Raw genomic sequence first — 11,916 nt, 5'->3', positions numbered from 1 at the left:
AAAAATTTAGCTAGGAGGATAAAAAATGTCTGATGATAGAATAATTGACTTTAACGAATTAAAAAACAAAGTTAAAGATTCTGATGTAGATAAATTTGAGCAATACATATATAACTTATATTTTTCTGTTATGGATGGAAAGATGTCGATGGCTGAATTTTCAAGAAAAATATTTGATTATATGAAAGATAATGACATATCTCAAGAAAAGTTTATGAAAATACAAAAACAGTTCATGGAAAGATATGGTATGGACACTGAAGAAGTAGAAAAACAACTTAGAAACTTTGGAATCGACCCTTCTACAGCAGGTTTTATGAGTAATAATACTTCCAGCAAAGTATCTACAGAAGATTTAGAATCGTTTAAAAAGAGTGCAGGATTTTATGAGAAATATGGTGAAAAAATTCAACCTAAGAGTTGTATAACAACATTCATAAAAAATGATTTAAATGATATTAATGTAATAATAGATCAAGAAAAAATAATGCTTTGTAGTGACAAAAAAATAAATCTTATGGACTCAGAATTAAATGAGTTTTTATTAGAATATAAGAATATGTTTAATAAAAAGATAAAAGTAGTTATGTGTGAAACTACAAATAAATACGATTATTAAAAAGTAAATTTAACTATTGAAGCGGTATAGTTGATTAGTATTATGTAAAAAATAGAAATCGCAATTTAATTTCTCCTACAGAAGATGTATAGAAGAATATTTAAATTGCGATTTCTATATTTATATACTTTAGTTATGTTAAATTAATTGTATTAAGTAATATTTGTATAGAACAATCTTATTATCAAAGTTGTATCCCTATATAAATCTATAAAGTATTTATTATAAGCTAATTTCCTTTAATACCTTAATTCCATTTTGAAGCATACTATTAAAAAATACTAGGTTTAAAATCTCTGCAGGATGAACATTAGGAATGTCATAAGTGTCTACTAAATTCATAGGAACAACTATATTTTTTTCGATATTATATTGATTAAAATAAGATTTTAGAGTTATTGCAAATTGATATATACATATATCTGTGCAATCACCAACTATAATTATATTGTCTATCCCATCAAAGTCTAAATTTTCTAGTGCGAAAAATCCATTAGTAGAGTTTTTAGGGAAAACTTGTAGATTTTTTATAGACTTAAGTTCGTCAACTAGTTCACTTTCCACATCACTTTCTAAACAGTGAACAGGATAACTTAAAAGTTCTATAGATTTAGGTGTATGACAATCAGTAAATGCAATTACTTTATTTAGTTTATTTGATATTTTTTTTGCGAAAATTTCAATTGGTTTTATCAAAGATTCTACTCTGGGAGAGTATAAGGCACCTTGTTTTGCAAAACCATTATTGACATCAATTATAAATAAAACTGTTTTACTCAAATCGTAATTTTCTATTTTTTCTATTGGTAAATTATCCAAATTACTTTTTAAAGCTTCAAGTTCATTTAATAAGTTATCCATAAGTATACCTCCAAGCTAAATTTAATAAAATTGTACATATTAATCATATAAAAGTCAAGGAGTATAAACTACTATATAACTAGCTATATTGCTTTGATTGTAAAAGGTTTAAAGCTATATCTGGATAGTTAGTAAAAATACCATCTACATTAAGAGATAGGCAATGTAGCATATCTTCTTCTTCATTTACAGTATACACATTGACACCTAGTAAATTTTTGTGACAAAGTTCAACTAGAGATTCATTTACTAAAATTAAAGGAGGGTGAAGATAGCTATTTCCTAGAAATTTAGCAAATTCAACTACATTATTTATAGGTAAGTAGCATAATAAAGCTGTTTTTATACTGGGTTCTAACTTATGAAAATTTTTTAAGCTATTACTATTAAAACTAGATATAAGAACTCTGTTTTTCATATTATACTTTAAAATAAGTTTCAAAACATCTTTTTCTATATTAGTGTAATTTACTTTGTCAGTTTTTAGTTCTATATTTAAGATAAGGTCTGTAGGCGAAATTAAGATTAAGACTTCTTCTAAAGTTGGAATTTTACATTCTTTATTGTTTTGGTAACCCTCAAAGGATGAGTTCAATGTTTTTAGTTTTCTTAAAGTAAGGTCTTTTACAAAACCATGTCCATTAAAAGTTCTATCAACCGTTTCATCATGAATAACTACAATTTTTCCATCTTTAGTCTTGTGAACATCAAGTTCTATTCCGTATATATCCATATCTAAGCATTTTTTAAAAGCGAGAATAGTGTTTTCTGGATATTTTCCACTAAAACCTCTGTGAGCATAAATGTTCATTTGTAAAGCTCCTTTCAATAAATATAACTTATTCTTATAAAATTTTAATTAATATAATATATCATATTCTAAACAATATAATTATACATTAATTAAATAACAATTTATAATTTATATATTATATAAATGTAAGAAAATAAAATCATATCTGTGTTATAATATATTTTAAACATTATAAATATTACGAATTTAATAGTCATAATATATAAGTATAAGTTTATGCAAGCTCATGTGTTTAGAGCTTGCATATATATTATTAATATATTTCTGTATTTAAAAAAATGAAATTCCAAAAGAATTTTTTCTATAGATTTAGTAGTAAGGGGGAATTTTGATATGTATGAAGTTAATTTAGAACGAGCTATGAATTATTGGATGGATTTGTTAGATGATTATACCAATCTAGCAAAAATTCCAAATGATTTTTTTTATAAAGATTGTTCTGATGAAGTTGTAGATGAAATTTTTAAGATTGATATTGAAAAACATGAGAAACTAATTCAATATTCTAAAATGAATAATATAAGCATAAGTTCTATTATAGAAACTATCTATGGACTTATATTACAAAAGTATACATATGAAGATGATGTAGTTTTTGGAAAAACAATAAATATAATTCCTATAAGAGTTAAGGTTCGACAAAGCGAAAAGTTTATAGATGTTGTAAAAAATTTAAAAAGGCAATGGAGTAGGTCTTTAGAATATGGATACTATTTATTATCAGATATAGAGAATAAAAATCATCTGAATACTAAACTTATAAATACAATATTTGTAGCTAAAAGTTTTGATTTATCATATGACTATGACATAGAAAAAAAAGGATATGATTTATCTGTAATAGTTTATACTAAAAGGGCATTAAAAATAAAAATAAAATATAAGCCATCTATATACAAAAGAGAAACTATTAGAAGGATATTAAATCAATTTGATTATATAATAGAGCAGATAATAAGGAATAACAATATTTTAATAGAAGATTTAGAATTTGTATGTAAGAAAGAAGAAAAAATATTATTGAAAGATTTTAATGATAATCAATGTGAGATACCATATAACAGAAGTTATATTAATTTATTTAGGGAACAAGTTGAGAGAACACCTAATAATGTAGCTGCCAGAGATGAAAATAGAAATTTGACATATAGAGAACTTGATGAGTTAACTGATAGACTTGCAGGTTATTTAAATTATATAGGGGTAAAAAGTGAAGATATAGTAGCTGTAATGTTGCCAAGAGACATTAATATAATTGTTACAGCCATAGGAATTATGAAATCAGGAGGAGCATTCTTCCCGATAGACACAAGTAATCCAGAAGAAAGATTAAATTACCTTCTTGAAGATAGTAATGCAAAAGTAGTAATAACTACAGACGAACTTAGATGTAAGGTTATAAATGAAAACACAATAGTAATTGATATAAATGATGAAGATATATTTAAAATTAGATATGACTTAACTGAAAAAATAACACCATCAAACTGTGCATATACAATATCTACATCAGGGTCAACTGGTAGACCAAAGACTATAGCTATAGAGCATAAGAGTTTAGTAAATATGTGTTATTATAGTATAGAAGCTATAAGTGCTACAGAAAATGATATATGTGGGATATATTTAAGTTTTAGTTTTGATGCTGTAATGAAACAACTATTTCCATATCTATTGATGGGTGCTTCAATAAACATTATGCCAGAAGAAGCAAAATTTGATGAATATACAGTAAATGAGTATTGTGAGGAAAATGATATAACCATATTAGCATTACCAACAGCGTTTGCAAGATTATTTATACAAAACTGTAACAACAGTTCACTTAGGGTTGTGCAGACAGGAGGAGAAAGATTAAAAGGATATAGAAAACGTAACTATGAGTTATATAATGAGTATGGACCAACAGAATTTACTGTTGTATCAACTTCTTTTCATGTGGATAAAGAGTATGGGAAAATACCAATAGGTAAGCCAATCTTTAATACTTATGCATATGTATTAGATAAAAAAAATAAACTATGCCCAATTGGAGTTCCAGGAGAACTCTGTCTATCAGGAATCCAAATATCAAGAGGCTATTTAAATAAAAAAGGTTTAACAGAGCAAGTATTTGTAGAAAATCCTTACAAAACTTGTGAACATAATAAATTAATGTATAGAACTGGTGATTTGGTAAGATGGCTAGATGATGGAAATTTGGATTATATTGGTAGGATGGATAATCAAGTAAAAATTGATGAATTTAGAATAGAGCTGTATGAGATTGAAAACATAATAAACAATATTACAGAAATTAAAAGTGTTGTTTGTATCTCAAGAACAAATGAGGATGGAGATATGTATATATGTGCATATTATGTGATTGATGATGAGGATAGTGAAAAAATAAATGACATAACAGTTAGAGAATATTTAAATGAGCATTTACCTCCATACATGATTCCAACAATAATAATGAGGATAGATAAAATACCAGTTACACCAATTGGAAAAGTAAATAAAAGGGCATTGCCAGAGTGATTTTGTATTATGACAGGTGTTATAAAGGAACTATAGAAGTTTCTTTATGACACCTATTTTCAAGAATGAATCAATTGACATAAAAGAAAGAATTTTCTGTACATTTTTACTGTGGTGAAAATCTGTTTATAAGGATGATTATTGTATTTTTTATACTTTTCCGTGTTTTAAAGTGTTTTTATAACAAATTTAATTTTAATATAAAAAAATTTTTTATTTTTTATCTTAATCCTTTTTAGTATAATCGAAAAATAAAAAGAAAATTAGCATAAAAATATCTAAAAATAGAAATTAATAATATGGGATTAAATTTTAGTAGTTTTTACTCGCTATTTGTAAAATAATAAAAAGTTAAGTTTTATATGTATATATGTTATAATATATACAAACTGAAAAGGGGTGAAAATTTTATGAACAAAAAATTACCTAAGGGAGCTTATGGTGAGGTTAGTGGAAAAGATTACGTTCCATACATCACAGATAAGTCCAGAACCGGTGGAAATGTAGCTGTATTGATTATCGGTATCATTTTAGCTGCCATTTTTGCCGCATCTACAACTTATTCTGGAATGAAAGCTGGTCTTACAGTTGCAGCAGGTATTCCAGGAGCTATAATAGGTTCTGCTTTTGTTGGAGCATTTGCTCGCCAAAAGGGTATTCTTGGTAAGAACTTAATCCAAGGTATGTCAAGTGGTGGGGAATCTGTTGCAAGTGGATTCATTTTCGTATTACCAGCAGTTATCTTAATTGGAAGCCAAATCACATTTTTAGAAGGCTTAGCTGTTGGAGTTGGTGGTGTTTTATTTGGTATAGGAGTTGCAGCAATAGTTCACAATTATTTAATAATTGAAGAACATGGTAAACTTATGTACCCAGAATCAATGGCTATATCTGAAACACTTGTTGCTTCAGAGGCTGGTGGAGACTCAATTAAATACATGGGAATTGGATTTGTAATAAGTGGATTTATCACTGTATTAACTGGTTCATTCTTAAATGTAGCAAACAATGTAATGAGTCTTGTAGGAAGTAAATTTTACAAATGGAAATTTGATATTGAAGTAAACCCTCTACTTTTAGGAATTGGGTTTATAGTAGGGCTTGAAGTTTCTTTAACAATGTTTGCAGGAAGTATCTTATCAAACTTTGGTATTGCACCTTTAATAGGTTACTTTACTGATATGGCTAAAGATGGAGCTATGGTATGGAATAATCCTGCAATGCCTCTTAACCAAATGGATGTTGGAGCTATATCTAGTAGTTATGTAAAATATATAGGTGCTGGTATGATGCTTTGTGGAGGTATTATTGGTGCAATAAAACTTATCCCAACTATAATCGCTTCTATAAAAGAAACACTTAAAGCTAAATCAAGTACTGGAGATGCAGAAGAAGGTTCATCTATACAAATGATACTTTTATTAGGTGGAGTAGTAGTTGGGTTCTTAGCAGCGTTCTTGATTTCTGGTAATATTGCTATGGCAATTATTGGAGCTATCATATCTCTTTTATTATCTTTATTATTCGTCATAGTAGCTGGACGTTTAACAGGAACAATAGGAACATCAAATCTTCCAGTTTCTGGTATGACTATAGCTTCTTTAGTTATTGTAACATTAGTATTTGTTATAATGGGATGGACTGATTTAGAAGCTAATAAATCATTACTTTTATTTGGGTCATTTATAGTTGTTGCTATTGCTATAGCTGGAGGATATACTCAATCTCAAAAAGTAACTTACATCATTGGTGGTAGCAAAAATGAAATGCAACGTTACTTCACAGTTGCAAGTATAGTTGGTGTTATAGTTGTTGTAGGAGTAATCTTATTACTTTCTGACCAACTTAAAGCTACTGGTGATAATGTACAATTTGCATTACCACAAGCAAACTTAATGTCAACATTAACTTCTGGTATTATGTCAGGTAGTTTACCTTGGGTTATGATTATTGTTGGAGTATTTATGGCAATTGTGTTATATGCATTAAACTTACCAATAATGACTATAGCTATAGGATTCTATTTACCAATAGCAACAACTTCTATAATATTAGTTGGAGCATTAATTCGTTTATTTGTTGAACTAGTATCTAAATCTGAAAAAGAAAAAGAAGCTAAAGTTTCTAATGGTATAAGTTTATCTTCTGGTCTTGTTGCAGGTGGATCTATCATTGGTTTAATAGGTATAATATTACAAGTAACTGGAGTTATAACTCCAAAAGTACCAAGTGGTTTTGCTGCTACAAATTCAATGGCAATTGCTTTATTAATAGTTTTAGTTGTACTTACAACATTACCTATCATTTTATCTAAAGTAAAAAATAATGAGCAAGAGTAATGATGTTTTAGATATTGTATTTAAAATTACTGATGGACTTGAATATGAAGTAGATGAAAATGGTATTGTAACTATACTTGAAAAACAGGACCATAAGATTCAAAAGTTTTTTAGAAAGTTAAAAGCTAGAATACCTAAATATAAAAAAATAGAGCTAGATGAATATTCTAGTTTTGTATTTTTACAAATTGATGGTCAAAAGACTGTTAGGGAAATAGGTGAAAACTTAGAATCCAAATATGGAGAAGAATCTTATCCACTTTATGAAAGGTTATTGGTTTTTTTAAATCATATTGATGTCAATTGTCACTATGTTGAAAGAATGGATATAGACTTATAATAAAGAATTATTATAGGATATATCAGAATATAAAAATTAGAAGATAGTTAAAAAAGAGCTATATGTTTTTAAAGACATATAGCTCTTTTAAATATTTATAACTTATAAACTTAAAGTAAAGGTTATTAAACTTAGATGTTTTAATATTATTTATTATTAGCTATTTCGTCAGCTAAATTATTTAGATATTCCCATCTTTCATATTTGTACTCAAGTTCTTTTTCCAATTTTGATTTTTCATCTAAAATTTCTTGAAGTTTAGTAAAATCAGTTGCAAATTTTGAAGTACTTTCATCAAGTTTTGCAATTTTAGATTCAAGTTTTTCTATGTCAGAATCAATATTTTCAAACTCTCTTTGCTCATTGTATGAGAATTTAAGTTTTTTATCATTTTTAGGTTTTTCTTTTTTTGGAGCAGTTGAATCATCATTTTTAAGTGATTCTTTTTTAGATTCTTCAAATTCAATTCCTTGAATCTCTCTATAAATAAGATAGTCACTATAATTACCTGTATAAATATGAATTTTTCCATTTCCTTCATATGCAAATATTTTATTACAGATTCTATCTAGGAAATATCTATCATGTGATACTGTAATTACTACACCTTTAAATTCATCAAGATATTCTTCTAATATTTTTAGTGTTTCTATATCTAAGTCGTTTGTAGGCTCATCCAAAAGAAGTACATTAGGAGCTGTCATAAGAATTCTAAGAAGGTGTAGTCTTCTTCTCTCACCACCAGATAGTTTGCCTATCAAAGTATACTGCATGGTACCATTAAAAAGGAATCTTTCACACATTTGAGAAGCTGTAATCCTAGTACCATCAGAAGTTTCTATATAATCACTAGCTTCTTTTACATAGTCTATAGCCCTTATGTCAATGTTCATATGAGAATCATCTTGAGAAAAGCAACCTATTTTTACAGTTTCTCCAATTGAGATATATCCACTATCAGGGGCTAATTTCCCATTTATTATGTTTATTAGAGTTGATTTACCCATACCATTTTTACCTATTATGCCAATTCTATCTGTACGTGCTAAAGTATATTCTAAATTATCTATAACTGTAACTTCTTCAAAAGATTTAGATATATTGTGTATTTCTATTATTTTATTTCCAAGCCTACTTGAGGCAACCGATATATCAATATTTTCATCAGGTTTGAAAGAGTCTCTATTTACAAGTTCATCAAATCTTTGTAGACGAGATTTTTGTTTTGTGCTACGAGCTTGAGCTCCACGTCTAACCCATGCAAGTTCTGTTCTAATTAAATTTTGTCGTTTATCCTCAATACTTGATTCTAATGCAAGTCTTTCCATTTTCTTTTCTAAAAATATTGAATAATTACCATCATAGCTAAATAATCTACCTTTATCTAATTCAATTATTCTATTTGTAACACGGTCTAAAAAATATCTATCATGAGTTATCATAAGCAATGAACCTTTTCTTGAATTTAGGTATTCTTCAAGCCAATCGATGGTATCATTATCTAGATGGTTTGTTGGTTCATCTAGTATTAAAAGCTCACAAGGAGTAATAAGAGCTGAGGCTAGAGAAACTCTTTTTCTTTGACCACCAGAAAGTTCTATTATTTTTTGATTGAAATCATTTATACCAAGCTTTGTAAGTACAGATTTGGCTTCGCTTTCTAAATCCCAAAGGTTTAAAGCATCTATCTTCTCATGCATGGATAATAATTTTTTATTTAGTTCATCTGTAAAGTTAGAATTAAGTTTTTCTAAAGTTTCTTGGTATTTACCAAGGAGTTTTAATTCTTCTGAAGTTCCATTAAATACTTGTTCTAGAACAGTTGAATTTTCATCATAAGTTGGGTTTTGAGGAAGATATTCTACTCTAATACCATTAGCCTTTGTTATATTGCCAGTTTCACTTTCTTCAGTTCCTGCAATAATTTTAAGTAAAGTAGATTTACCAGTACCATTTACACCAATAAGTCCTATTTTTTCTCCATCATTGATACCAAGAGATATATTTTCAAGTAATTTTTTTTCAGAATAGCTTTTACTTATATTTTCCAATGTCATTAAATTCATATAATTCACCTTTATTTCTAATCTATTATTTTTCAAAATGTTGGTAGTCTGGGTTTTTCCAATATCCACCCCAACTCCAACCTCTGCTTACAAAAGCATTATAACAATCATCACCCTTTTTTATCATTCCAAATTTTAAAGCAGACCTATCTGCATAAACAGTGCTTACCTTAGGGCTAACATTGTCTCCAGAAACATGTGGGTTTTGTAATGGATTTATATCTATAGCACGTCCTTTACCATGATTTGAGACAGTATTTGTACCAGCTACAGTTCTATAACAAAATGCAGATGTATTATTATCAGACATAGATTTTTCATCTACAGCATCATAATCATCTATTAATTTAATTTTTTCAATTGGATATTTTTTTTCATATAACTCTTTAAAAATATCGACAACTTCTGAAGCTAGTTCACTATTTACTATCATCTCACCTTGATGAGTTTTTTCATCAAATCCGTAGTAGGTAAGTTGCAAGTAAGATAAACTATCAAATCCTATAGGTTCATCAGAAGGCATAGATTTACCAATCATTTTGTTTTTTATCTTATCTGGTATTGAAGAATATGAAAAAGTGGGCTTAATGTTGTTATCTTCCTGTTTTTTAGTAGAGTTTTGATTATTTTTAGAATCCTCTGTTGTATTGTTTTTATCTTGCATAGTTTCTTGACTTTTTATATTATCTTCTTTGTTGGATTTAGAGAAAAATATCTCATATATAGATAGTAAGGCAAGAAATAATACAGTTATTACAATTGTTAGCTTTAATTTATTAATCTTCTTTCGTTTTGACTTTTTACTCATATTATCCCCCATGTTAGATTCATATAAACTATATATATTATACCTCATAAAAATAAACTAGGCTAACAATATTTAGTTAACCTAGGACATTTCATCTATAGTTTCTGCTATTATTTTTATACCAGTTTCAATATCTTCAAAAGAGAGTCTCGAAAATCCAAGTCTTAAAGTGTCAGAACCAAAGCCATTTGTAAAAAATAAATCTCCAGGCATGAAGATAACATTTTTTTTGTAACATTTTTCTAATAGCTTTCTAGTATCTATATTCTTAAGTTTGATAAATATATGCAAACCACCATCACCTAAGATATATTCCGTTTGCATATATTTTTTTACACATTCATAGGCGAAGTTAAATTTATCCCCATAGAATTTACGTATTTTTTTTACGTATTTTTCAAATCCTCCATTACTTAAATAATCAAATAAAATACCTTGGTCTAAAAAAGATACATGTATATTTCTGCACCTTTTTACACTTTCTAACTTATCTATAACTTTTTTATCTGCAAAAATCCATCCAATTCTTATTCCAGGAAATAAAATTTTTGAAAAGCTACCAATATATACAACACCATTATTCATATTATCAAGAGAGCAGAGGGGAAATATATGAGAACTATTGTAGAGTAATTCTTCATTAAATCCATCTTCTATAATTGCTATATTGTATTTTTTCATAAGATTATAGAATCTATATCTATTTTCAGGGGTCATTACAATCCCTGTTGGGTTGTGATAAGAAGGTGTAATATATGCAAATTTTATTTTATTTTTGTACTCAATTAAACGATTTTCGAGCATATTGAAATCTAAACCATTTTCAGATATATCCACACCTAAAATATTGAGATTGTGTGACTTCATAATTTTTATAGCTGTGTTGTGAGTAGGATTTTCACAAATTATATAGTCTCCTTCTTGAGTGAAAGAGGACATAATAATATCAAAGCCTTCTGTAAATCCATTTGTAATTAATATATCTTTGTTATTAATATCAACGCCCTTATTTGTCATATATTCAAGCAAATAGTCAATAAGAGGTTTATAACCTTGTGCATATCCATAGTTAAGTAGTTTGTGACCTTCTAATGAGATTCTATTTAAAAAAGATTTTTTTAATTCCTCCATATCAAATAAATCTCCATCAGGAGATATACTTTTAAATGATATTAGGTTAGAGCTCCAAGGTATTTCGCTTTTTATAATATCTAATTCATTAGCTTTTTTAGAGTATGTATTCTCTAAACAATCCCAATTTAAAGACCATGTAGTGTTTGAAGATTTATTTTTTGAATTAACAAATGTACCTTTTCCTGAAACAGAGTAGATTAAGCCCTCTGATTTTAGTTCTTCATAAGTTAAGACTATGGAATTTCTACTAACTTGTAAAAGCTGACTAAGCTCCCTTGTAGAAGGGAGCTTACTATTGTCTGGAATTAATCCTTTTGATATCATATCACTTATATAATTTTTAATTTGTATATAAATTGGTTCACTATCATTTAATCTTAGATTTGAAAATATCAAATTACCACCTCAAATT

General features: G+C 27.6%; 9 protein-coding genes. 4 read left to right on the top strand and 5 right to left on the bottom strand.

Annotated features, from left to right (window positions below; all coding sequences use genetic code 11):
* The first annotated feature begins 25 nt into the window (after window positions 1-25).
* The gene (locus tag JJC01_13705; GenBank protein ID UDN57220.1) at window positions 26-619 is read left to right on the top strand and encodes a DUF3867 domain-containing protein; all 594 of its coding nucleotides are present in this window, start codon (window positions 26-28) and stop codon (window positions 617-619) included.
* A gap of 222 nt (window positions 620-841) precedes the next feature.
* On the opposite strand, the gene JJC01_13700 is transcribed toward JJC01_13705, so the two are convergent.
* Together JJC01_13700 and JJC01_13695 are read right to left on the bottom strand one after the other, a co-directional pair.
* Window positions 842-1,480 (bottom strand): cysteine hydrolase, encoded by a 639-nt coding sequence (locus tag JJC01_13700; protein UDN57219.1) that lies wholly within the window; start codon window positions 1,478-1,480, stop codon window positions 842-844.
* 79 nt (window positions 1,481-1,559) lie between these two features.
* The gene (locus tag JJC01_13695; GenBank protein ID UDN57218.1) at window positions 1,560-2,291 is read right to left on the bottom strand and encodes a glycerophosphodiester phosphodiesterase; all 732 of its coding nucleotides are present in this window, start codon (window positions 2,289-2,291) and stop codon (window positions 1,560-1,562) included.
* Between the two features lie 336 nt (window positions 2,292-2,627).
* Between JJC01_13695 and JJC01_13690 the strand changes: the two genes are divergently transcribed.
* From JJC01_13690 to JJC01_13680, 3 genes are all read left to right on the top strand, one after another.
* On the top strand, window positions 2,628-4,817 hold the full coding sequence (locus JJC01_13690; protein ID UDN57217.1) for an amino acid adenylation domain-containing protein: 2,190 nt from the start codon (window positions 2,628-2,630) through the stop codon (window positions 4,815-4,817).
* 410 nt (window positions 4,818-5,227) lie between these two features.
* Entirely contained in the window at window positions 5,228-7,156 is a 1,929-nt protein-coding gene (locus JJC01_13685; GenBank protein ID UDN57216.1) for an oligopeptide transporter, OPT family, read from the top strand.
* Complete coding sequence (locus JJC01_13680; GenBank protein UDN57215.1) at window positions 7,143-7,496, top strand: PqqD family protein; 354 nt, start codon at window positions 7,143-7,145, stop codon at window positions 7,494-7,496. The genes JJC01_13685 and JJC01_13680 overlap by 14 nt, the downstream gene beginning before the upstream one ends.
* Window positions 7,497-7,642: 146 nt before the next feature.
* On the opposite strand, the gene JJC01_13675 is transcribed toward JJC01_13680, so the two are convergent.
* From JJC01_13675 to JJC01_13665, 3 genes are all read right to left on the bottom strand, one after another.
* Complete coding sequence (locus tag JJC01_13675; GenBank protein ID UDN57214.1) at window positions 7,643-9,562, bottom strand: ABC-F family ATP-binding cassette domain-containing protein; 1,920 nt, start codon at window positions 9,560-9,562, stop codon at window positions 7,643-7,645.
* A gap of 25 nt (window positions 9,563-9,587) precedes the next feature.
* On the bottom strand, window positions 9,588-10,370 hold the full coding sequence (locus tag JJC01_13670) for a M15 family metallopeptidase (GenBank protein ID UDN57213.1): 783 nt from the start codon (window positions 10,368-10,370) through the stop codon (window positions 9,588-9,590).
* 81 nt (window positions 10,371-10,451) lie between these two features.
* Window positions 10,452-11,900, bottom strand: a complete 1,449-nt coding sequence (locus tag JJC01_13665; GenBank protein UDN57212.1) for a PLP-dependent aminotransferase family protein — start codon at window positions 11,898-11,900, stop codon at window positions 10,452-10,454.
* Window positions 11,901-11,916: the final 16 nt, after the last annotated feature.

Source organism: Clostridioides sp. ES-S-0010-02 (assembly GCA_020641055.1).
Classification (GTDB): domain Bacteria; phylum Bacillota; class Clostridia; order Peptostreptococcales; family Peptostreptococcaceae; genus Clostridioides.
Note: the sequence above shows the minus strand (reverse complement) of the source record. Positions and strands in the feature narration are given on the sequence as shown.

Excerpts from the sequence above, each read along its gene's own strand:
- JJC01_13705 (UDN57220.1), top strand. The coding sequence starts at position 26 with ATGTCTGATGATAGAATAATTGACTTTAACGAATTAAAAAACAAAGTT.
- JJC01_13700 (UDN57219.1), bottom strand. The coding sequence starts at position 1,480 with ATGGATAACTTATTAAATGAACTTGAAGCTTTAAAAAGTAATTTGGAT.
- JJC01_13685 (UDN57216.1), top strand. The coding sequence starts at position 5,228 with ATGAACAAAAAATTACCTAAGGGAGCTTATGGTGAGGTTAGTGGAAAA.
- JJC01_13675 (UDN57214.1), bottom strand. The coding sequence starts at position 9,562 with ATGAATTTAATGACATTGGAAAATATAAGTAAAAGCTATTCTGAAAAA.
- JJC01_13690 (UDN57217.1), top strand. The coding sequence starts at position 2,628 with ATGTATGAAGTTAATTTAGAACGAGCTATGAATTATTGGATGGATTTG.
- JJC01_13680 (UDN57215.1), top strand. The coding sequence starts at position 7,143 with ATGAGCAAGAGTAATGATGTTTTAGATATTGTATTTAAAATTACTGAT.
- JJC01_13695 (UDN57218.1), bottom strand. The coding sequence starts at position 2,291 with ATGAACATTTATGCTCACAGAGGTTTTAGTGGAAAATATCCAGAAAAC.
- JJC01_13670 (UDN57213.1), bottom strand. The coding sequence starts at position 10,370 with ATGAGTAAAAAGTCAAAACGAAAGAAGATTAATAAATTAAAGCTAACA.